The following is a 20,072-nucleotide window of genomic DNA, read 5'->3' on the forward strand; positions in this document are numbered from 1 at the left end:
GCCACGCGGCCCGCTTGCGTCGTCAGATCATCACAAGTTGCACATGGGCCCTATGCTAGACTTGCAGGAAGGCCATGTATTCGTTGAATTAACCTATCCCCACCTTATCGGCTTAGGGATATGTAGGGCATCACGAAGTGGCGACCTCCGCACCGGGTTAATCCGGTGTGGAACCGCGCACCCGGGTACAACGTAAAACCTGCACCAATCGTGCCAACAGACAGAGTCAGGGCAAACCATGGCGAACCAAGGGCAGAGCGCCGATCGAGGTCTTGAGGGGCTGACTGCCGCCGCCAAAAGTGCCGCCAATGCCGAAGGCGCCAAGAAGGGCCTGCCGCCGGTGCATCTGTGGAATCCGCCGTTTTGCGGCGATCTCGACATCCGAATCGCTTCCGACGGTACTTGGTTCTACATGGGCACGCCGATCGGCCGCCCTGCGCTGGTCCGCCTGTTCTCGACGGTCCTGAAGCGCGAAGGCGACAAGCACTTCCTCGTCACGCCTGTGGAGAAGGTCGGCATTCGCGTCGACGACGCGCCGTTCATGGCGGTCGAGATGCAGAAGGACGGCGAGGACAACCATCGCGTGCTCCGCTTCCGCACCAATGTCGACGACTGGGTCACCTGCGATGCCGCGCACCGGCTGCGCTTCGAGCAGGCCAGGGAGGGCGGGCTGACGCCATACCTGCATGTCCGCGCCGATCTCTGGGCCAAGGTCACCCGCGCGCTCTACTACGATCTGGTTGACATGGGTGAGGAGCGGATGGTCGATGGCCAGCCGATGTTCGGCGTCGAGTCGGCCGGCGAATTCTTCGCCATGGCCGACGCGGAGCAGGTGAGGGCCGCACTTTGAACAAGCCTATCCTGAAGAGCGGTCCGGTCGTGATCGGCGCGGCCGATTTCTTCGCCCGATCCCGGGCGAGGCTCGGCTTCGACGTGCCGCCCGGCCTCTACGATCCGAACGTCATCCCGGCCTCGGGCGATCCCGGCACCGACAAGATGCTCGAGATCGTCGCGCGCGAGCAGCCGGTGCGGCCGGCTGCGGTCCTGATCGCCGTGGTCGACCGTCCCGAGCCGACCATCCTGCTGACGCAGCGCTCGGCGCATCTCAACGACCACGCCGGCCAGATCGCCTTCCCCGGCGGCAAGATCGACGCGATCGACGCCTCGCCGCTCGATGCGGCTTTGCGCGAGGCCGAGGAGGAGGTCGGCCTGTCCAGAGACTTCGTCGAGCCGATCGGCTATCTCGATCTCTACGGCACCGCTTTCGGCTTCCGCATCCTGCCGACGGTCGCCAAGGTGCGGCCCGGCTTCGAGCCCGCCATCAACCATTCGGAGGTTGATGATGCCTTCGAGGTACCGCTATCCTTCCTGATGAACCCGGTGAACCACCAGGTGCACAGCAAGGAATTCCGCGGCATGGAGCGGTTTTATTACGCGATGCCGTTCGCGGAACGCTACATCTGGGGTGCGACGGCAGGAATGCTGCGTGTGCTGTATGAGCGGATCTACTCATCATGATCCGGCCGATTCTGACCGAGATCGGAATCTTCCTCATCCCCTTTGCCGTCTATGCGCTGTTCCTGGCCGCCACCCGCTCCGGCCTGTTCGCGCGATCGTCCTGGCCGGTCACCGTCGTCGCGCGCCTGGTCCTGGCCGCGCTCGTGCTTGTCATCGCGGGGCTGATCGGCTTCGCGCATTTCTCCGGCGCCGCACCGGATTCGACCTACGTTCCCGCCCATATCGAGAACGGCAGGCTCGTGCCGGGCGTGGAAAAATAGGGGCTGGACCATGAGCGCAGAGCCGTTACTCGCCAATGCGCCCTGGCTGACCTCCGGCGGGACGGCGCGCGTCCTGACGCTGCTCAACGGCAACGGCGAGGAAGCGCGCGTGGTCGGCGGCGCCGTGCGCAATGCGTTGCTCGGTCTCGTGCCCGGCGACATCGACATCGCGACCACGGCGCGGCCCGACGAGGTGATGCGGCGCGCCAAGGCTGCCGGCATCAAGAGCGTGCCGACCGGCATCGACCACGGCACCATCACGCTGGTCATCGACGGCCAGCCCTTTGAGGTCACGACGCTGCGCGAGGACACCGAGACCTTCGGCCGCAAGGCCAAGGTCGCGTTCGGCCGCGACTGGGTGAAGGACGCCGAGCGCCGCGACTTCACCATGAATGGACTTTCGGCCGATGCGATGGGCGTCGTCTACGACTATGTCGGCGGGATCGCGGATGCGGCCGCGCGGCGCGTGCGCTTCATCGGCGATCCCGACCAGCGCATCGCCGAGGATTTCCTGCGCATCCTGCGCTTCTTCCGCATCCACGCCGCCTTCGGGGCCGGCGAGCCCGACCGCGACGGCTATCTCGCCTGCATCCGCGGCCGCGCGGGTCTTGCGAGCCTGTCGGCCGAGCGGGTGCGCATGGAGATGCTGAAGCTGCTGGTCGCTCACGGTGCCTCCGACGCTGCGGTCGCGATGGCCGATGGCGGGTTGCTGCAAGTGCTGAGCGGAGGCGTCGTCTATACCGGGCCGCTGTCGGCCATGATCGCGATCGAGGGCGAGCTTGGCTTGCCGGCAAGCAGCACGCGGCGGCTCGCCGCGCTGACGGTCGCCGTGACCGAAGATGCCAAGCGGGTCGCCACGCGCTTGCGGCTCTCCAATGTAGAAAGCAAGGCGCTGGATTCGATGGGGCACCGCTGGTGGCGCTTCGCCACCAAGGACGAGGCCAATGCGCGGCGGTTGCTCTACCGGCTCGGCGCGGAGCGCTATCACGATCGCGTGTTGCTCGGCTGGGCGCGGGCCGGCGGCGACGTCGGATCGTCGCGCTGGCGTGCGCTCGCCGAGCTGCCGCAGCGCTGGATTGCGCCGAAATTTCCGCTTCGCGCCGCCGACTTCATCGCCCGCGGCATGGTGGAAGGACCCGCGCTCGGGCATGTGCTGACGCTTGCCGAGGACGCTTGGCTTGCGGCGGATTTTCCCCTAGAGGAAGCCGCGCTCGCTTCCATCGCCGATCAAGCAGCGGCACGCGTCAGCCGCGATGAGAGAACGTGACCATCGTCTCAGGCTTCGCCGACATCTCGATCCTTCAGCTCCTGCTGGTCGCGTTGATGGCGTTGTTTGCTTCGATCATCGGTGGTCTCGCCGGCTACGGCACCGGCGCGCTGATGCCGCTCGTGCTGGTGCCGCTGGTCGGCGCCGAGCCCGTGGTGCCGATCATCGCGATCTCCGCGATCTTCACCAATTCAAGCCGCGCGCTCGCCTATCTGCGCTATGCCGATCGCCGCCGCGCGCTGATCGTGCTGGCCTGCGCGGCGCTGACGACCGCGCTCGGCGCCTACGGCTACACGCGGCTGACCAATGCGGGCGCCGCGCTCGTGATCGGCTCCATGCTGATCCTGAGCGTGCCGCTGCGCCGCGTGCTCCGCCGCCGCCAGGTCAGGATCGGCGACACCGGCCTTGCCGCCGGCTCCGTCGGTTACGGCGTGCTGGTCGGCGGCACCTCCGGCTCCGGCGTGATCCTGCTCTCGCTCTTGATGGCCGCGGGCCTCGAAGGCGCCGCCGTGATCGCGACCGATGCGATGATCTCGCTCGGCACCGGCCTCATCAAGATCTCGGTGTTCGGGCTGGCCGGCGCCGTGACCGCACAGGTGCTCGCCTTCGCGCTGCTGATCGGCGCAATTGCGATCCCCGGCGCGTTCCTCGCAAAAGCCTTCGTCGAGCGGATGCCGGTGCATATTCACACCGCGATTCTCGATGTCGCTGTCATCACCGGCGGGTTGGTGATGATCTCGGCTGCGGCAAGGTCGCTGATCGCATAGATGACTCCGGTCCGATTGGCGTTCGCGATGTCCTTTCAAGGGCGGACATTCCGTCCCGATGCTTGCACGCCGCCAAATGCTAGCCGAAACCCCCGATCCTGACTGCCGAGGGTTGAAAAGATTTCCGCCGATGACGGCCGTGGGCCGGTGGGCCAAGCGAGACGCTTTCTTACAACTGCAATCGGGCATGTCAGGACTGAAATGCTTCAGTAGCACCGTCGAGGCAGGTTGGAGACTTCATATCAACGGAAGCGGGCGCAGGCATGCGCGCGCATCGTGGTCTCGACATGCACGGAGGAAGGTGAGGCATGGGACGATCCAACACAGAGTGCCAATGGCCTGAAAAAAAGTCGCGCAATCGGTCCAGGATTCAGATTGCCTTCCGGGAGATCAGTGCCGTTCTTGTTCTTTTTCCTGCTCTCCTGGGTCTTTCCCTCCCTTCCAGTGCATGGGCGCAGACCGGGACCGACGCGAAGCCGGACCGCATCAAGGCGAATATCTCGAGAGTCGACAGCGCCTTCATTGAAGCCAATACGAAGAGATCCAGGGATTGGCCGACCGTCGGCCTCGACTACGCCGAAACGCGGTTCAGCAAGCTCAATCAGATCAACACTGACAACGTCAGGGATATCGGGCTCGTCTGGAGTTACAATCTGGAATCATCGCGCGGGATCGAGGCAACGCCTCTCGTCGTCGACGGCATCATGTATCAGTCGGCACCCTGGAACGTGGTCCATGCCATTGACGCGCGGACCGGGACAAAAATCTGGTCGTTCGATCCGGGTGTTGACCGGTCGAAGACCTATCGCGGGTGCTGCGACGCTGTCAGCCGTGGCCTCGCACTCTACAAGGGCAAGGTCTTCGAAGCCGCCTATGACGGGCGCCTGATCGCGCTCGATGCCGCGACCGGAGCCAAGCTCTGGGAAACGGACACGCTGATCGATCACGAGCATTCCTACACGATCACCGGCGCGCCGCGGGTCTTCAACGGCAAGGTCGTGATCGGCCAGAGCGGTGCCGAGTATGGTGTGCGCGGCTATGTCACGGCGTACGACAGCGAGACGGGCAAGCAACTCTGGCGCTGGTTCACCGTGCCCGGCGATCCATCGAAGCCATTTGAAGACGCTTCGATGGAAGCCGCGGCGAAGACCTGGGATCCAGCCGGGAAGTATTGGATCAACGGCGGCGGTGGCGCGCCATGGGACTCGATCACGTTCGATCCCGATCTGAACATGGTCTATGTCGGCACGGGAAACGGCGGTCCCTGGAATCGCAAGCTTCGAAGTCCGTCGGGTGGCGACAATCTCTATCTGGGCTCGATCGTCGCGCTCAACGCCGACACGGGCCGGTATGTCTGGCACTATCAGGAGACGCCCGGCGACAATTGGGACTATACATCGACCCAGCCGATGATCCTGGCCGACATCAAGATCGACGATGTGCCGCGCAAGGTGATCCTGCACGCGCCGAAAAACGGCTTCTTCTTCGTCATCGATCGCACCAACGGCAAGTTCATCTCGGCGAAGAATTTTGTCGATGTGAATTGGGCGACGGGATACGACGCCAACGGACGGCCGATCGAGCTGCCGGCGGCGCGCGACGCAGATCAATACGAGTCGATTCCGGGACCGGACGGGGCTCACAATTGGCAGCCGATGTCGTTCAATCCGCTGACCGGCCTCGTCTACCTTCCCGCGCAGCACATCCCGGTCAATCTGTCGCCGGAAAAGTCGTTCGTGCAGAATGCTGCTGCGCCGGGCAAGCTCGGCGGCTTGCTGGGCGGGAATATCGGTTTCGTTTTCAACCCTCCGAAGTCGGCCCCATTCGGACGTCTGCTAGCCTGGGATCCGGTGCATCAAAAGGAGGTCTGGCGCGTCGAGCACGTGTCGCCGTGGAACGGCGGGACGCTGACCACCGCCGGCAACCTGGTTTTCCAGGGGACGGCGGATGGCCGCTTCGTCGCTTATGATGCGGCAAACGGAACCAAGCTGTGGGAAATGCCGACCGGCACCGGCGCGGTGGCGGCCGCCGCAACCTACATGGTCGACGACAGGCAATACATCTCGATTGCTGTCGGCTGGGGCGGATCCTACGGCCTGACGCACCGCGCGACCGAGTACCAGAACCCGGGAACGATCTACACATACGCACTCGGCGGCACGGCGAAGCTGCCAGCGTTCGTCAAATATCAGACCGAAGGTCTGCTGCAGGGCGTGAAGTATGATCCGAAGGACATCAGGGAAGGCGGCGAGATCTATGTCGCGGCAGCCTGCGTCGCCTGCCACGGCGTGCCTGGCGTCGGCCGCGGCGGCAACATCATCAATCTCGGCTACGCCAGCGCCGAAGAGATCACCAATCTGAGGCATATCCTCTTCCACGGTCCATTCCGCGACCAGGGCATGCCGGATTTCAGCGGCAAGTTGACGGAAGGGGACGTCGGGAAACTCCAGGCCTTCATACAGGGAACTGTTGACGCCATCAGACCGAAGAGCAGGTGATGAGTCAGCAGGCGCTGCGGCGGCGAGCGGCCCGTTCGACCGTGGCCGCCCGTCACGCGCCTTTGTCGATCTTTACCCAGAGCGCACTGCCCAGCGTCGATGAGTTCCTGGCCGCGTAGGCCCATGCCGGCAAGCGTGACGGTGCAAGCGCAAGTGCGATCACGGCTTGCCCAATCCGCTGCGCTTGGCTTCGCGGCAGGCCGCGCACGAATTCACTGACGCTGCCCGGTTTCTCTGCCCTGCGCAAAAAGCTGTCCACGATGTCTTCCCTGAGAAACTTCAGGAGGTTGAATGGCTCCCGCTCGCAAATGCTCAATTGCAGGCCGTGCCGTCGGCATACCGCGTCAAACGCTTCCTTCGTCCAGCGGCCAATGTGGTTCGGCGGCATGTCGATAAGCGATCCGTGGCCCTCCATGTAGTGCGTTCGGATATCATTCGGCACGGCGATGAAGACAGAGCCTTGCGCCTTGAGAAGGTATTTCAACCGCGCGAAGACGTCATCCACCCGGTCCATGTGCTCGAACACCTGAAACATGAAGATGATGTCAAAGGCCTCCTTCATCGGAGTGAAGCCATCCTCCCGAAGGTCGACCGAAAAGGTCTTGTAGCCTTTCGATCGCAAGGCCTGTTGCGCTGCTTCGTTGTAGTCGACCGCGTAAATATCGGACGCGCGAAAGAGTTTGTCCTTGATGTGATCGAGAAAATAGCCAAACCCGGCCCCGACATCGATCGCCGTTTTTCCGGCAGTGCCGAGGCCGCTCAGCTCCTCGATCGTCCTCTCATACTCCCATTTCATGGTTGGATAGGAAGGGTGGGGCGCGGCCAGGTTATAGAACTCGGCGCCGCCCGCGACGAACGGATCTGCAAATCCAAATCCGCAATCTGCGCATTTGCGAATATCGCAGGTGTCGCGGCCCCAGAGCAGCGACAGGTGGCTTATTAACTTTCGAGAGCGATCCGGATACTGGCGCGGACTGACGAAGGATCGAGAGGCCTGATCTGCGGTCACTTCAAACAGTTTGGCAGTTGATCCACTGCCGCATGCTGGACAGGTGCTCATCTCTCCTGACCTCATTCAGGTCTTTCGGTGGAAAGTGGTTGCGACCAATTGTCTCGTCATCATTCAAATGAAGGTTGGCGGAGCGCGAGGTCCGGGGCAGTGGACAGGACAGGGGAGGCAGGCCGCTCGCGGCGCGAAGGCGCCTTCGGCTGCGCCGATTTCCTACTGCCAGAATCTGTCACTGGCCTGCGCTAGTACCCGGAATCAGAGCTGAGTGATACGGCGGCCTTTGAAACGGCGTTGACGGACCTTTTTCTTGGTCCAGACGAAGGGCTCGGCTCTGTCGTTGTATGCGTTGACGTAGGCATCGATGTGTTCCTGAAGCTGCTTGAGGCTCGTGAAGGAGGTGCCGCTGAGCGACTGCCCCTGCAAGATGGAAAACCATACTTCGACCTGATTGAGCCATGACGCACTTGTCGGCGTGAAATGAAATTGCACGTTGGGGTGGGCCTTGAGCCAGTCCTCGTTCTTTTTATGGGTGTTGAGGTTGTCGAGGATGACGTGAAGCTTGCGGTTCGGAAAAGTCGCGGTGACGCTGTTCATGAAATCGAGAAACTCGACGCGGCGCCGGCGTTTTGAATGGGTCGCGATGATCTTTCCGGTGGCGACTTCGAGCGCCGCAAACAATGTTGTGGTGCCATGCCGCTTGTAATCGTGGCTTTGGCCGGTCAAGGCGCGGCCATTGGGCAACTTCAGATAACCCTGCGCTCGCTCCAAAGCCTGGATCGAGGGCTTCTCGTCCACGCACAGCACAATGGCCTTCGCCGGCGGCGCGACATAGAGGCCGACAACATCGGCGGCTTTGGCCGTAAAGTTCGGGTCGTTGCTCTCGCACCAGGACTTGCGAGCCACCAGGTCAATCTTGTGGCTGCGCAGGAACCGCCAGACATATTGGACATCGACATCGCCCAGCGCCTCGGCCAGCAGGGGGCCGGTCCAGCGCGCAAACCCTTGCGGTGGCGGCTTATCCAGCAGCTTCAGAATCCGCTTGTCGGTCGTCTTCGTATAGATCGGCTGCTTGCCAGGCCGCGGCTTGTCTTGCAGCCCTTCAAGGCCATGGTCGGCATAGCGATGCCGCCAAAGGCTGACAATCCGCGGCTGGACCCCAACTTCCTTGGCGATCGACCGGGTGCTGCGCCCATCCGCCGCCAACAGAACTATCCGCGCCCGCTTCAAATCGCGCTGCAACGTCACCGGTGAGCGACAGCACGCCTCAAGCACCTTGCGATCTTTCCTCGAAAGGTGGACTTCTCTTGCTTCGGGTATCATCCCGACCTTGAATCACGACTCACGTTCCAAGAAAAGTGGGTACTAGGTCTTCTTTCAGGGCATTTTACTGAAAGGAAGACGATGAAAACCCAGAGCAACGGCCAGGCGCTGCAGATCGCCAAGACCTACATCGAGGCCATCGCCAGCAGGAGCGTGGATACGATTACTTCCGTGTCGGCGGACGACGTTGTTTGCACGTCGCCACGCGGGCGGATCGCCGGCATGCAGAAGTTTCGCGAATTCCACGAGGGGTTCGCCCGCATGATCAAGAAGGTCACGGTTCTCGCCGTCTACGGCGACGATGATCAGGCTGTCGTCGTTTACAGCGCGGACACCCATCCGGTTGCCAACGCCGTCGTCGCGGAACTCCTCAAGGTGAAGAACGGCAAGATCGCGTCGACCGAAGTGATCTACGACGCGACTCCGTTCGCCGCCTACACGGCGACCGTCCAACCGCACTAAGGCACGATCGACCATGAAACGGATTCAATATTACAGCTACGGCGGCCCTGAAACGATGAAGCTCGAAGCCTTCGGGCTGAAGGCTCCGGGGACCGGCGAAGTCGCGCGCTTGAAGCCGGGCACAAGCTCGCCGGAAAGGCTCTGGTAGCGATGTAAATGCCGTCTGGGCCAGTAAAGCCCCGCCGCCCGTGGCCCGCGATGCCTACTGCCATTTTTTGGCAGGATCCGTGCTAGACTTGGTCTATGTCGAAGAGCCAACGATTATTCGACCTCATGCAGATCTTGCGGCGGCACCGCACCCCGGTGTCGGGCAACGACCTTGCGGCTGAGGCGGGTGTGTCGTTGCGAACGATTTATCGCGACATCGCCGACTTGCAGGGCTTGGGCGCACAAATCGACGGTGAGCCTGGCTTTGGCTATGTCTTGCAACCCGGCTTCCTCCTTCCTCCCCTGATGTTCTCGGAACAGGAAATCCAAGCCTTGGCGCTGGGCGCCCAATGGGTATCTCGCCAGACCGATGACGAGTTCGCGCTGGCGGCGCGTGACGCGCTCGCTAAAATTGGCGCGGTCCTTCCCTCGGAGCTGCAACACAAGCTGGACGACAGTGCCTTTCACGTAGGGCGCAGGTCGAAGCAGCCCGAAGCCGTCGACCTTCGCGTCGTGCGGCAAGCCATGCGCGACCAACACAAGCTTTCCATTGTGTATCGCGACCCGCAAGGCGCGAAGACCACGCGGATCATCTGGCCAATTGGCGTTGGCTTTTTCGATTCCCGGCGCATCATTGCCGGCTGGTGCGAAATGAGAAAGGACTTCCGCTCATTCCGGGCGGATCGGATAGAAAAGATCAAGCTCAGGACGGAACGCTATCCCGGTCGCCGTCGCGATCTCGTCAAGCAATGGCGAGCTCAAGTCGACGCGGAACGTCGCAAGACTCTCGGCTGATCTCACCACCGGGTCCGACGCCATGCCGACGAGCTATCACCTGCTGGTGCGCTTCACCATCGCCGGCGTGAGGGCCGCCTGACGCCTTCCGGGGTTAGAGCGGGCGCCGAAAATTACCGCGCCCGCTAGGCTCGAACCTTAATTTGTGACGGGCGCCGCCTTGCGGACCAACACTTCGTTGCCCGCCCGGCTGATTTCAAGCGCACGTGGCTGCTGGGACGTTGAGAGAACAACGCTTTGGCCTGGCGCAAGAACAGAGACTACGCGGATTGGCGTTCCCGTCTCGCCCTGAGCAAGGGTCGTCACGACATGGAACCCATCGCGCTCAACGGTGTAGTAGGCGACGCCGGACACCCCGCCGAGATCGATGCTCTTTGCCTGAATTGGCCTGAGGCTATCTGCATGAGCGGTTCCAAAAGCGGCTAAGGCTAGTGTGGCGGCTAAAAGGCTACTGCGGATTGACATGTTGATCTCCTTTAGCTGGGCGGTGGGCCATGCCCTCCGTTCCCTTGCCACATAAGATGGGCGGCCTATGCTCATTGATCAAACAGATTGGATCGATGATGGGTATCGATGCCGTCAATCTAAGCCAGCTCGACCTAAACCTATTGGTTCACCTCGATGCCTTGCTTCGCGAACGTAGCGTCACGCGAGCTGCGGGCCGCGTAGGCATTGGTCAGTCGGCGATGAGCCACAACCTCGCCCGCCTGCGTGACCTGTTCGGCGACGAGCTTCTGACGCGACGGCCCGACGGCTTGCGCCTCACTCCTCGTGCAGTGATGCTGGTAGAGCCGGTGCGGGCTACGCTGTCTCAAATCCAAACGATTGTCTCACGCGACGACGCATTCGATCCAGCGACGGCAGAGCGGACCTTCAGGTTCGGACTCCCAGACAGCATGGAAATCCTGGTCCTTCCCGCTCTCCTCGCACGCCTGCGCGAGGTCGCGCCTGGCGTCCATCTGCGGCTCTACAACATCGACTCGTCGAGACTTCTGGATGATCTCGATGCCGACGAACTGGACCTCGCTATTGGCTATGACGTCTTTCCTCGAGCTATGGCGGAATCTGGGTGATGACGGTGTGAGGAAGGCGGCGTATCGAGGCGGGTGACGAGCCTGCCAGAACCTCTCGAGGAGAGCGATACGCCATGACCGAGACTACCAATGTTCTTGCTTTCCGTCAGCCGTCCGCGGTTGATGATCCACTGACCGATATCGTTCGAGCCGGCGCGCGGGACCTGCTTGCCAGGGCGATCGAGATCGAGGTTGGCGCGTTTCTGGCCAGCAAGGCCAATCTGACGCTGCCCGACGGTCGAGCGCGCCTGGTCCGACATGGGCACGGTCCGGTGCGCGAGATTGCGACCGGCATCGGTCCGGTGGAGGTCGCTCGTCCCAAGGTCCGCGACCGCGGAGCGAGCGGGCCAGGCGACCGCCTCCGCTTCAGTTCGGCAATCCTGCCGCTATGGGCGCGGCGGACGAAGAGCCTGGATGCCTTGATCCCGGTCCTCTATTTGCGCGGCATCTCGACCGGCGACTTCCAGGAGGCGCTCTCGGCGCTGCTCGGCAAGGATGCGCCGAACCTGTCGCCTTCGGTGATCGCCGGCCTGAAGGCCGATTGGCAGGTCGAGTACGAACGCTGGCAGAGACGCGATCTGTCGGCGCGTCGCTATGTCTACATCTGGGCCGATGGCGTGTACCTGCAGGCCCGCATGGAAGATCACAGCGAATGCATGCTGGTGCTGATTGGCACCACGCCGGAAGGCAAGAAGGAGCTGATCGGCTTCCAGGTCGGCGTGCGCGAGAGCGCGCAGAGCTGGCGCGAACTCCTGATCGACCTGCGGCAACGCGGGTTACGGATTGCCCCGCAACTCGCCATCGGCGACGGCGCCCTCGGCTTCTGGAAGGCACTGGACGAGGCCTTTCCCGGCACGCGGCACCAACGATGCTGGTGCCATAAAGTGAGCAACGTACTCGACAAGGTCGCCAAATCCGTGCAGGGCCCCATGAAGAACGACCTGCGGAACATCTATCTGGCCCCACACCGGGCCGAAGCTGAAACCGCGATCGACGTCTTCGTCGAGAAATACCACGTCAAATACGGACGTGCGGTGGAGTGCCTGATCAAGGATCGCCATGCGCTGCTCGCCTTCTTCGACTTCCCTGCTGAGCACTGGATCCACCTACGCAGCTCGAACCCGATCGAGAGCGTCTTCGCCACGGTGCGCCACCGAACGGTGCGGACCAAGGGATCGCTGTCGCAACAAACTGCGAAGCTGATGGTGTTCAAGCTCATCGACGCCGCATCGAAGACCTGGCGGCGATTGAAGAGCACGAACCAGTTGCCGAAAGTCATCGCCGGTGTAAAGTTCATCGACGGAATCGAAGTCATTCCGAACACTGAAAGCCACGCCGCCTGATCAGGCCGCGTCACCCAAAATCAGCCATAGCTCTCTTTCCTCAGGGCCAGATCCACCACAAGCGGCGTCTGCTGTTCAACGAGAGCTATCTGTGCATGTTCAACGCGGAGATAACGGGCATCACCGACGCCCAAATCTCGCTTGAAGATTATGTGCGGTTACCTCATGTTCTCACGAGCCTGCGGCCGGGCCGGACTGTGCGCGGCGTGGTAGACGACGCCCTTGAGAAACTAGGATTGCGGCGGACGGTTGTCCTGACCACGCCTCGCTTCCTCACTGTCCCTGCCTTGGTGGCACGCGCACCTGTCGTCGTGACAATGCACGCGCGGCTGGCTCGGTTGTTCGCCACAGAACTCAAGCTTAGCCTGAGCCAGCCTCCGGTGGATTTGCAGGACGTAGCTGTTTCACTGCTCTGGCACGCTTCCTACGATCACGATCCATCTCATGCGTGGCTGCGTCAGATCTTGGTGGAATTGGTCTCCGAGCTTTGAGCTGGCCGCCACCCCGCGTGGAGCGGTGCCGACTCCACAGGCCGCATGTCGCCTTTTAGCCCCTTAGCAGACGTTCCAGCGCTCTGGGTCGATGCCGGCTTGTGACCCATAGCGGACCAATGGGCTCTCGCGCGGTTGTGTTGAAGCTGCTAAACACGTGAAATGTCGCTGTTGCTATGCTTTTTTGGTGTTTCGCTTCTGGGCATTGCCGGATGGGGATTTCAATCCGTCGTGGCAGAGCTAAATAGGTCGTGCTCCCAGCCGATGGACGCAATTTCCCGCAAGTTTCAGGTTGATGCATTTATCTGGGATGACCGCGCACCGTTGGCGCTGAGGCGTCGGTATATTGCGACACAGGCTTGCGCTGTCCCGGCGCTCCTTTGCCTGGCGGCTCTCGTGTGGCTCAACGAGCCGCGTCATGATGTCCGCGTTTTAGGGATCATCGCGTTCTGTTCCGTGTCGTTTATCGTGGCTGCTTCTTTGGTCTGGAAGATTGCCCGCAGGAGAGCCTGATGCCGGTGATTCTGCCCGCCGCCTTTATCGGATCATTTTCCACGATGTTGGGTTGCGCACTGTACTGGCACTGGCGAGTCTATTCTCTGTACAGATCGCTTGGCGATGTTAAACGCAAATTTGTCGACACTGAGTTCTCATTTCAGTTCCAAACTCCAACGCTCGCTGCATGGTTAGGAGGTCCCATGTTTCGGGATAAATTATCGTCGGTCGAGCAAATGCAGGTCACCGCAGTTGAACAGCAACTACGTTCCGTCAGGATTGTGTTTGCCGTTGGTGGCTACATTTGCTTTTTCGGGATGGTTTTTGCGTTGTTTTGGAATCTCGTCCAGCATGGCCGCTGAGTGCACCTAGACCGGTTTTGGCCCGTTTAAGACCTGGCGAGGGGTACTAAAGATGTCCGCTCACTGGGGCTGACCGGAAGTCGTCTCGGGAGAACCAAACCGACTCGATTGCCCCTAAACGGAAATCGGGCGTCGCCTGATCGGATTCACAAAATTGCGCTCAATGTGGTTTGCGACAAGGTGCGTGGTTTGCTCCCTAAATCGCGCGGGCCGTTCGCCACATGGGGGCAAGCTGAAGAACCCGGTGTCGCCTTCGAAGGATGTGCAGAGGACTCAGTCGTTCAAAGATGAGCACGCGGCAATAGCCATCCTATGATCTTCTGATACGGATCGCGACGACTGCGGACGAATGCGTTCTCGTTCTGCTGAGCGGCGGTCCTGGCGAATTCAGAAATCCCCTCCATAGACTGCCGTTTATCCTTCGGAAGCTTCGCCCATTGGCGAATGATCTTCCGGCGGGCTTCGCGTTGCTTTTCCCTTACGTCTGGCATCGGGACGCTCCTTGAAGAGGATTATTCCGGTCGACCTAGTATTGTTTGGGCTCACTAGAACTTCAACGTCCAATCAAGAACTCTTAGCCCCTCTGATCGTGCAGCGCTATACACGGGAGCGAGCCTCATATTGGCTTTGTAGGCCCGCCGCCCTAGAATTGCGGCGATCGCGGGACGAGCAAAATGCGGTACGTTTGCGACGCGCCGAAGGGTAAGACCTGGTTCCGTATCGAGACGGAAGGTGAAGCGGCGCATGAGTCGCGCCTGATGGGCCACACAGTCGAGAAATATTTCCGCAACGAGCGGGAGAAGGCAGTCCAGTCCTGGCGTCCGGAGCGGCCGGACGCGATCGAGCGCGACATCGGCCTCGAGGCCTATCTGCAGCGAGAGATGCCGGTTTTCCTCACACTGCGCGACAGGGAGGGCAATGCCCTGGCTACAGCGATGCTGCCACCGGGTGGCAAGGACCGCGGCGGGTTCCGGATCATCATCGTTGCCGCATCCAATGCCGATCCTTATCCTGAGCAGGACGCGGCCATCGCTGCGCTGGGAGCGCATTTCGGTCTCATACTCGATCGCAACCGCTGCTTCCCCTACGGCCGCTAAGGAGCCTGACAAGTGTCGCCGCTTGGTTGGAGCGATGTCGGCTCATGGCCCAGGCTGTGTGAAAATGCTCTGTTTGAAGTGATTCGCGCGCTAAGATTCCCGGCGATTTTGCGGGGCATCTGATGAAGCGCTTTGTCGAAGGGTTGGATCGCGGCCAGAGCACACTGTTTCCGGCATCGCTCGACGACTATGTGGCGGAGGATAACCCGGTGCGAGCGGTCGACGTGTTCGTCGATGGTCTCGATCTCGACCAGCTCGGGTTCATCGGGGTCCAGCCATTCGACACCGGCCGACCCAGCTATCACCCCGGCACTATGCTCAAGCTCTATATCTACGGCTATCTGAATCGGGTTCCGTCGAGCCGACGCCTGGAGCGGGAATGCCAGCGCAATATCGAGATGATCTGGTTGACCGGGCAGCTGGCGCCGGACTTCAAGACGATCGCGGACTTCCGCAAGGACAATGGCAAAGCCATTCGTGAGGTCTGTCGCGAGTTCGTCGCGCTGTGCCGCAAGCTTGAGCTGTTCAGTGAAGCGAGCGTCGCCATCGACGGATCAAAGTTCAAGGCTGTCAATGCACGAGACAAGAACTTCACCGAGGCCAAGATGAAGAGGCGTCTCGAGCGGATCGATGAGAGCATCGCCCGCTATCTCTCTCAGCTTGAAACCGCCGATCGGCATGGCGACGCGGTGCCGGAGGCGAGAGTTGAGCGGTTGAAGGGCAAGATCGAGAAGCTCAAGGAAGAAATCGTCCGACTCAACGCGGAGATGATGAAGAGCGAGGACAAGCAGATCTCACTGTCCGATCCTGACGCACGCTCGATGGCGACAAGTGGTAAGGACACCGGCATCGTCGGCTACAACGTGCAGATTGCCGTTGAAACGCAGCATCACCTCATTGTGGCTCACGATGTGACCAACGTGGGCAGCGATCGCCACCAACTCTCTAACATGGCCGGGCAGGCTCGTGCCGAGATGGCTGTTGAGACGCTCGAGGTTGTTGCGGATCGCGGCTACTACGACGGCGAAGAACTTCGCGCCTGTGAGCAGGCTGGCGTCACGGTCACATTGCCGAAACCGCAGACCTCAGGTGCGAAAGCCGCCGGCCGTTTTGGCAAGCAGGACTTCGTCTATGTTGCGGCCGAGGACATCTATCGCTGCCCTGCCGGCGAACGGCTCACCTACCGCTTCACCGGCCAAGAGGATGGTAAGATGCTGCGCCGTTACTGGACGACCGCTTGCCAAACCTGCGCGCTCAAAGCTCAGTGCACGACCGGCCCCGAGCGGCGCATCGCGCGCTGGGAGCACGAGGCCGTGTTGGAGAAGATTCAGCGGCGGCTCGACCAGGACCCGAACAAGATGACTTTACGCCGTCAAACGGCGGAGCATCCGTTCGGGACGATAAAGGCCTGGATGGGTGCGACGCACTTCCTGATGCAAAGACAACACAAGGTCGCGACCGAGATGGCGCTGAATGTGCTCGCCTACAATATGAAACGTGTAATAGCGATTCTGGGTTGCCGAACACTGCTGGAGGCGATGCAAACGTAAGGGATATTTGTACGCCCAGATCGGCGGCATTCGAGTCCAGAAGCTTCTGGCTGCTCATCCGGCCGCCTAAATCGAGCCGCGAAGCCGATGCCGAACCTTCGAACTGCCCCAAAAGAGGTTCTCACACAGCCTGGGCCCGTAGCTGACCGTCCCTGCGAGCACCCCGATGTCTGCTGCTAGGCGGTGAACGGACAAAGCTCCTGCAAGATGCCGAGGTCAGCCTTTGACCCGAAGCTGACGATGGGCAGTGCACCGGCCGAGGGCAGCTTTTGGGTAGTGGGTCGGTTTGATTATGGCAGCCGGACGGGCTGGAAGCGGGGCGACTCCAAGCGCATATTGATAGGACATGACGCGGAGCGACCCCATGGCCTTGATCAGATGGGTGTTAGGCGCAGCCTTGGTTGGAATTACATTCGGTGGCTACCCCGCTAAATGGTGGTCCGCCTCCGTTGCCGTCGCGCTCTGTGTCGCGGCTGCCTTTGCCCTTCACTTCGTCGCGCCCTAGTCCCCGCAACAAACTTGTTTCAGTTGACTTGAGCCGGACGCTGCGCGTCACCAAGGATTAGCAACGCTAATGGCGCTAATGGTCCCACCACCACGGCTGTCCAGCACCATCGCCTGGGTGATCTGTTGCGCTCGCCCGCCATGGCAGACGCGAGGGGTATAGACCCAATCGAAACGATAACGAAAATCCACCAAGCCATTGGTCATTCTCCGACGTCCGGTGAAACAGTATCACAAGGGCAGCTCTCATTGCCGCTCTTCAGAGCTGGCCCCGCAAATTCGGACAGTAGCTTGAGTGGATTTTCTGCCTGACAGCGGCGAGGATTCTTGCTGCGAATCAGGAGCGAAGATGACGAAGAAGAGCCGCCGGACGCATTCTCCGGCATTCAAGGCGAAGGTTGCTTTGGCTGCGGTCAAAGGCGACAAGACACTGGCGGAGCTGGCGCGTTTGATGTTCATCCGAACCAGATCACGATCTGGAAAAACCAGCTCCTGGAAGGCGCCGCCGGCGTGTTTGGGCATGACAAGACATCGGCCGAGACGCCGGTCGATTTGAAGGCGTTACATGCCAAGATCGGCGAGCTGGCGTTGGAAAACGATTTTTTGTCCGGCGCGCTCACCAAGGCGGGCCTGCTGAGCGCAAAGCGATGATCGACCGCGATCATGATCTTTCTATCGTGCGCCAGGCGAAGGTCCTGAAGCTGGCTCGCAGCACGGTCTACTATGAACCTCGGCCAGTTTCGGCCGAGGACCTTGCCTTGATGCGTCGGCTCGATGAGCTGCATCTCGATTATCCCTTCGCGGGAGCGCGTATGCTGCGATCGTTGCTGCGGCGGGAGGGCGTATACGCCGGTCGCCGCCACATCGCGACGCTGATGAAGCGCATGGGGATCGAGGCGGTCTATCGTCGCCCGAACACGAGCAAGCCGGCTCCGGGTCACAAGATCTACCCGTACCTGTTGCGCGGATTGAAGATCGAGCGGCCCGACCATGCGTGGGCAATGGACATCACCTACATTCCGATGCGGCGTGGCTTCGTCTATCTCGCGGCGGTCGTCGATGTGTTCAGCCGACGGGTCCTGGCCCATCGCGTCTCGATCACAATGGAGGCGGCCTTCTGCGTCGAAGCGGTCCAGGAGGCGTTGGCGAAGCACGGCAGGCCCGAGATTTTCAACACGGATCAGGGCAGCCAGTTCACCAGCCTCGAGTTCACCGATGTGCTGCTGGACGCGAAGATCGCCATCAGCATGGACGGCAAGGGCGCCTGGCGCGACAACGTGTTTGTCGAGCGGCTCTGGCGCACGGTCAAATACGAAGAAGTTTATCTCCGCGCCTACGACAGCGTGTCCGAGGCGCGAGCGTCAATTGCCAAGTATCTGGCCTTCTACAATCAGGGACGCCCTCACTCGAGCCTTGACGGGCGCACGCCCGACGAGGCTTACTTCGGCACGCAAGCTATGGTGATGGCCGCATGACCGTCGCCGACGGTTTTGTCGTCGCTCTGGTCGGGCTACGCCCTCCCGACGCAACGACAAAACCGTAAAGCCCCGCGTTCAGCATAACCCGGCAGGAATCCACTTAAATCCAGCGGGGCGCTGTCCAAACAACCGGGGCCAGCTCTCTTCATCGAAAATTGAGGTCCCTAAGTTGGGCGGCGATGTCGCCTTCTGGCCCATAGCCGACCAGCGGGAAGCAGTGTTCGAGGTCCGCTTCACCAAACAGAGCAGACACGGCGTCGCATTGTCCGCTGCGAGCAGCGAAGGGCGTCGCTGGCTCCGAGCGCAACGATTGGGCGATCTAATTCGCGCATTCAATCGCGCTTTGATGCTGCTTTGGTTTTGCTTCATATGATTGGCAGGCCGCCAGGGCGGCTCAATAAGGGGGTTTTGAAATGAGGAAGTTTGCACTTGCATTGCTGTCGACAGTTGCTCTCGGCCCGATCACGGCCCAGGCTGCGGATCTGGCGCCGGTCCGTATGTCGTCGAAGGCTCCCGCTCAGGTGGGCAACTGGACGGGATTCTATATCGGCGGCAACGTTGGTTATGGCTGGGGCAGCTACGGTGCGTCGAACGCCACCGGGACAATCGTGAACTCGAATGGCGGTTCGGGCATCTATGGCTTCAACCCCGTATCCGGCAACGGCAATGGGGTCACCGCCGGTATCCAGGCCGGCTACAACTGGCAGATCGAGCAGACTGTGCTCGGCATCGAGGCTGATTGGCAGTATCTCAATTCAAAGGCCAGCACCGGCAACTCGGCTATTGCTGTTCCCGTCTTCATCGGCGACAATTTCAGCGGCAGCACGTCCGTCAGCACCGATTGGTATGCGACCTTCCGTGGCCGAGTGGGTTATGCGTTTGGGCCGGCGTTGCTCTACGCGACCGGCGGTATTGCGTTGGCCGATACCAAGGTCAGTGCGAACGCTACGGGCAGTATCGTCACTGCCCTCTTCCCGCCAACCCTGGGACCGCTGGGCTCCATGAGCGCTTCTGACAGCGCCGTCCTGATCGGCTACGCGGTTGGCGGCGGTTTCGAATATGCTCTGGGGGCAGGGTGGTCGGTCAAGGGCGAGTATCTGCACATGGGTTTCGGCACGAAAGGCTACAACTTGACCGGCTCGCTTCAATCGCCGGCCGGGTTGACGGGCGTCATCGCGACTCACGTCGATATCAAGCCGAGCTTCGACATCGCCCGCGTTGGTGTGAACTATCGCTTCTGATCAGCGGATCTGAAGACGTGAAGAAAGGGAGACTTCAGGTCTCCCTTTCTCGCAATCGCAGGCCGCTTAGGCGTGCCTACTCGTCATCCTCGTCTTCGTCCTCATCCTCGTCGTGATCTTCCACTTCCAGGCGGTCGAGCGCGGCCAGCGGCAGTGTCTCGCGGAACAGATCGCCTTCCGAGCCCATCCAGAGGCAGAGGATGTCGTCGCCTTTCACCTCTGCGACGGTCAGCGGCTGGCCGCCGGATTTCAGCATCACGACGTCGCCGGTTTTCAGTTCCATGGATGGTCCTTTCGGGGTTGATCGACGAGAGGGGAGGCTAGCAAGCCGTCATGACAGGCCGATCACGGGCTATGGGACCCGTGAATTTGCTGCGGCTTGCACAGACTGCCGA

At 61.2% G+C, this 20,072-nt stretch carries 21 protein-coding genes and 2 pseudogenes; 17 read left to right on the top strand and 6 right to left on the bottom strand.

The features are described 5' to 3' along the window. The first annotated feature begins 238 nt into the window (after positions 1 to 238). The 6 genes from J4G43_RS13495 to J4G43_RS13520 all read left to right on the top strand — a co-directional run bounded on the left by J4G43_RS13495 (position 239) and on the right by J4G43_RS13520 (position 6,310). Complete coding sequence (locus J4G43_RS13495; protein WP_208085092.1) at positions 239 to 850, top strand: DUF1285 domain-containing protein; 612 nt, start codon at positions 239 to 241, stop codon at positions 848 to 850. Beyond that, positions 847 to 1,518: a CoA pyrophosphatase gene (locus tag J4G43_RS13500; protein WP_208085093.1), complete on the top strand. Its 672-nt coding sequence runs from the start codon at positions 847 to 849 to the stop codon at positions 1,516 to 1,518. The genes J4G43_RS13495 and J4G43_RS13500 overlap by 4 nt, the downstream gene beginning before the upstream one ends. Continuing rightward, positions 1,515 to 1,778 carry a DUF6111 family protein gene (locus J4G43_RS13505; RefSeq protein WP_028148642.1) on the top strand — a complete coding sequence of 88 codons (264 nt, stop codon included), beginning with the start codon at positions 1,515 to 1,517 and terminating at the stop codon, positions 1,776 to 1,778. The genes J4G43_RS13500 and J4G43_RS13505 overlap by 4 nt, the downstream gene beginning before the upstream one ends. 10 nt (positions 1,779 to 1,788) lie before the next feature. Continuing rightward, a complete protein-coding gene (locus J4G43_RS13510; protein ID WP_208085094.1) occupies positions 1,789 to 3,045 on the top strand; it encodes a CCA tRNA nucleotidyltransferase in 1,257 nt (418 codons plus the stop codon). After that, on the top strand, positions 3,042 to 3,812 hold the full coding sequence (locus J4G43_RS13515; protein ID WP_028158256.1) for a sulfite exporter TauE/SafE family protein: 771 nt from the start codon (positions 3,042 to 3,044) through the stop codon (positions 3,810 to 3,812). Before J4G43_RS13510 ends, J4G43_RS13515 begins: the two co-directional genes overlap by 4 nt. Positions 3,813 to 4,120: 308 nt before the next feature. Next, on the top strand, positions 4,121 to 6,310 hold the full coding sequence (locus J4G43_RS13520; RefSeq protein ID WP_208085095.1) for a PQQ-dependent dehydrogenase, methanol/ethanol family: 2,190 nt from the start codon (positions 4,121 to 4,123) through the stop codon (positions 6,308 to 6,310). A 52-nt stretch (positions 6,311 to 6,362) separates the two neighbouring features. Here the strand turns inward: J4G43_RS13520 and J4G43_RS13525 are convergent, their stop codons facing one another. Both J4G43_RS13525 and J4G43_RS13530 read right to left on the bottom strand, forming a co-directional pair. Further along, positions 6,363 to 7,370: a class I SAM-dependent methyltransferase gene (locus J4G43_RS13525; protein WP_208085096.1), complete on the bottom strand. Its 1,008-nt coding sequence runs from the start codon at positions 7,368 to 7,370 to the stop codon at positions 6,363 to 6,365. A 204-nt stretch (positions 7,371 to 7,574) separates the two neighbouring features. Further along, positions 7,575 to 8,639, bottom strand: a complete 1,065-nt coding sequence (locus J4G43_RS13530; RefSeq protein ID WP_011084514.1) for an IS630-like element ISRj1 family transposase — start codon at positions 8,637 to 8,639, stop codon at positions 7,575 to 7,577. 81 nt (positions 8,640 to 8,720) lie between these two features. On the opposite strand from J4G43_RS13530, the gene J4G43_RS13535 reads away from it, so the two are divergent. The 3 genes from J4G43_RS13535 (at position 8,721) to J4G43_RS13545 (ending at position 10,043) form a co-directional block, all read left to right on the top strand. Continuing rightward, the gene (locus J4G43_RS13535) at positions 8,721 to 9,101 is read left to right on the top strand and encodes a nuclear transport factor 2 family protein (RefSeq protein WP_085402511.1); all 381 of its coding nucleotides are present in this window, start codon (positions 8,721 to 8,723) and stop codon (positions 9,099 to 9,101) included. Between the two features lie 13 nt (positions 9,102 to 9,114). After that, positions 9,115 to 9,249 carry a hypothetical protein gene (locus tag J4G43_RS13540; protein ID WP_321576328.1) on the top strand — a complete coding sequence of 45 codons (135 nt, stop codon included), beginning with the start codon at positions 9,115 to 9,117 and terminating at the stop codon, positions 9,247 to 9,249. 95 nt (positions 9,250 to 9,344) lie between these two features. Continuing rightward, positions 9,345 to 10,043: a helix-turn-helix transcriptional regulator gene (locus J4G43_RS13545; protein WP_208085097.1), complete on the top strand. Its 699-nt coding sequence runs from the start codon at positions 9,345 to 9,347 to the stop codon at positions 10,041 to 10,043. A gap of 138 nt (positions 10,044 to 10,181) precedes the next feature. Here the strand turns inward: J4G43_RS13545 and J4G43_RS13550 are convergent, their stop codons facing one another. Then, entirely contained in the window at positions 10,182 to 10,508 is a 327-nt protein-coding gene (locus J4G43_RS13550) for a hypothetical protein (protein ID WP_028158248.1), read from the bottom strand. Positions 10,509 to 10,606: 98 nt separating this feature from the next. Here J4G43_RS13550 and J4G43_RS13555 point away from each other — a divergent pair. From J4G43_RS13555 to J4G43_RS13570, 4 genes and pseudogenes are all read left to right on the top strand, one after another. After that, a pseudogene (locus J4G43_RS13555) lies at positions 10,607 to 11,077 on the top strand (LysR family transcriptional regulator); the annotation flags it as partial. Between the two features lie 113 nt (positions 11,078 to 11,190). Then, positions 11,191 to 12,459 (top strand): IS256 family transposase, encoded by a 1,269-nt coding sequence (locus tag J4G43_RS13560; RefSeq protein WP_208083632.1) that lies wholly within the window; start codon positions 11,191 to 11,193, stop codon positions 12,457 to 12,459. 95 nt (positions 12,460 to 12,554) lie between these two features. Further along, positions 12,555 to 12,950 carry a LysR substrate-binding domain-containing protein gene (locus tag J4G43_RS13565; RefSeq protein ID WP_408581428.1) on the top strand — a complete coding sequence of 132 codons (396 nt, stop codon included), beginning with the start codon at positions 12,555 to 12,557 and terminating at the stop codon, positions 12,948 to 12,950. A gap of 512 nt (positions 12,951 to 13,462) precedes the next feature. Beyond that, complete coding sequence (locus J4G43_RS13570; RefSeq protein WP_208085098.1) at positions 13,463 to 13,807, top strand: hypothetical protein; 345 nt, start codon at positions 13,463 to 13,465, stop codon at positions 13,805 to 13,807. Between the two features lie 281 nt (positions 13,808 to 14,088). On the opposite strand, the gene J4G43_RS13575 is transcribed toward J4G43_RS13570, so the two are convergent. After that, positions 14,089 to 14,298, bottom strand: a complete 210-nt coding sequence (locus J4G43_RS13575) for a hypothetical protein (protein ID WP_038945568.1) — start codon at positions 14,296 to 14,298, stop codon at positions 14,089 to 14,091. Positions 14,299 to 14,481: 183 nt separating this feature from the next. Between J4G43_RS13575 and J4G43_RS13580 the strand changes: the two genes are divergently transcribed. Together J4G43_RS13580 and J4G43_RS13585 are read left to right on the top strand one after the other, a co-directional pair. Next, positions 14,482 to 14,904: a hypothetical protein gene (locus J4G43_RS13580; RefSeq protein WP_208085099.1), complete on the top strand. Its 423-nt coding sequence runs from the start codon at positions 14,482 to 14,484 to the stop codon at positions 14,902 to 14,904. Between the two features lie 122 nt (positions 14,905 to 15,026). Continuing rightward, positions 15,027 to 16,454, top strand: coding sequence for an IS1182 family transposase (locus J4G43_RS13585; RefSeq protein WP_208085100.1), 1,428 nt, complete (start codon positions 15,027 to 15,029; stop codon positions 16,452 to 16,454). Between the two features lie 552 nt (positions 16,455 to 17,006). On the opposite strand, the gene J4G43_RS13590 is transcribed toward J4G43_RS13585, so the two are convergent. Next, on the bottom strand, positions 17,007 to 17,165 hold the full coding sequence (locus J4G43_RS13590) for a hypothetical protein (RefSeq protein WP_208085101.1): 159 nt from the start codon (positions 17,163 to 17,165) through the stop codon (positions 17,007 to 17,009). A gap of 142 nt (positions 17,166 to 17,307) precedes the next feature. Between J4G43_RS13590 and J4G43_RS13595 the strand changes: the two are divergent. Then, positions 17,308 to 18,433: pseudogene (locus J4G43_RS13595) on the top strand (IS3-like element ISRj2 family transposase). Between the two features lie 416 nt (positions 18,434 to 18,849). After that, positions 18,850 to 19,677 (top strand): outer membrane protein, encoded by an 828-nt coding sequence (locus J4G43_RS13600; protein WP_208085102.1) that lies wholly within the window; start codon positions 18,850 to 18,852, stop codon positions 19,675 to 19,677. A 76-nt stretch (positions 19,678 to 19,753) separates the two neighbouring features. Here the strand turns inward: J4G43_RS13600 and J4G43_RS13605 are convergent, their stop codons facing one another. After that, positions 19,754 to 19,960 (bottom strand): YodC family protein, encoded by a 207-nt coding sequence (locus J4G43_RS13605; protein ID WP_028153663.1) that lies wholly within the window; start codon positions 19,958 to 19,960, stop codon positions 19,754 to 19,756. Between the last annotated feature and the right edge of the window lie 112 nt (positions 19,961 to 20,072).

The organism is Bradyrhizobium barranii subsp. barranii (assembly GCF_017565645.3).
In the GTDB taxonomy this organism is placed as follows: domain Bacteria; phylum Pseudomonadota; class Alphaproteobacteria; order Rhizobiales; family Xanthobacteraceae; genus Bradyrhizobium; species Bradyrhizobium barranii.

Excerpts from the sequence above, each read along its gene's own strand:
- J4G43_RS13505 (WP_028148642.1), top strand. The coding sequence starts at position 1,515 with ATGATCCGGCCGATTCTGACCGAGATCGGAATCTTCCTCATCCCCTTT.
- J4G43_RS13585 (WP_208085100.1), top strand. The coding sequence starts at position 15,027 with ATGAAGCGCTTTGTCGAAGGGTTGGATCGCGGCCAGAGCACACTGTTT.
- J4G43_RS13510 (WP_208085094.1), top strand. The coding sequence starts at position 1,789 with ATGAGCGCAGAGCCGTTACTCGCCAATGCGCCCTGGCTGACCTCCGGC.
- J4G43_RS13545 (WP_208085097.1), top strand. The coding sequence starts at position 9,345 with ATGTCGAAGAGCCAACGATTATTCGACCTCATGCAGATCTTGCGGCGG.
- J4G43_RS13575 (WP_038945568.1), bottom strand. The coding sequence starts at position 14,298 with ATGCCAGACGTAAGGGAAAAGCAACGCGAAGCCCGCCGGAAGATCATT.
- J4G43_RS13600 (WP_208085102.1), top strand. The coding sequence starts at position 18,850 with ATGAGGAAGTTTGCACTTGCATTGCTGTCGACAGTTGCTCTCGGCCCG.
- J4G43_RS13570 (WP_208085098.1), top strand. The coding sequence starts at position 13,463 with ATGCCGGTGATTCTGCCCGCCGCCTTTATCGGATCATTTTCCACGATG.
- J4G43_RS13565 (WP_408581428.1), top strand. The coding sequence starts at position 12,555 with ATGTTCAACGCGGAGATAACGGGCATCACCGACGCCCAAATCTCGCTT.
- J4G43_RS13525 (WP_208085096.1), bottom strand. The coding sequence starts at position 7,370 with ATGAGCACCTGTCCAGCATGCGGCAGTGGATCAACTGCCAAACTGTTT.
- J4G43_RS13590 (WP_208085101.1), bottom strand. The coding sequence starts at position 17,165 with ATGACCAATGGCTTGGTGGATTTTCGTTATCGTTTCGATTGGGTCTAT.
- J4G43_RS13520 (WP_208085095.1), top strand. The coding sequence starts at position 4,121 with ATGGGACGATCCAACACAGAGTGCCAATGGCCTGAAAAAAAGTCGCGC.
- J4G43_RS13540 (WP_321576328.1), top strand. The coding sequence starts at position 9,115 with ATGAAACGGATTCAATATTACAGCTACGGCGGCCCTGAAACGATGAAG.
- J4G43_RS13605 (WP_028153663.1), bottom strand. The coding sequence starts at position 19,960 with ATGGAACTGAAAACCGGCGACGTCGTGATGCTGAAATCCGGCGGCCAG.
- J4G43_RS13580 (WP_208085099.1), top strand. The coding sequence starts at position 14,482 with ATGCGGTACGTTTGCGACGCGCCGAAGGGTAAGACCTGGTTCCGTATC.
- J4G43_RS13530 (WP_011084514.1), bottom strand. The coding sequence starts at position 8,639 with ATGATACCCGAAGCAAGAGAAGTCCACCTTTCGAGGAAAGATCGCAAG.
- J4G43_RS13560 (WP_208083632.1), top strand. The coding sequence starts at position 11,191 with ATGACCGAGACTACCAATGTTCTTGCTTTCCGTCAGCCGTCCGCGGTT.
- J4G43_RS13495 (WP_208085092.1), top strand. The coding sequence starts at position 239 with ATGGCGAACCAAGGGCAGAGCGCCGATCGAGGTCTTGAGGGGCTGACT.
- J4G43_RS13535 (WP_085402511.1), top strand. The coding sequence starts at position 8,721 with ATGAAAACCCAGAGCAACGGCCAGGCGCTGCAGATCGCCAAGACCTAC.
- J4G43_RS13550 (WP_028158248.1), bottom strand. The coding sequence starts at position 10,508 with ATGTCAATCCGCAGTAGCCTTTTAGCCGCCACACTAGCCTTAGCCGCT.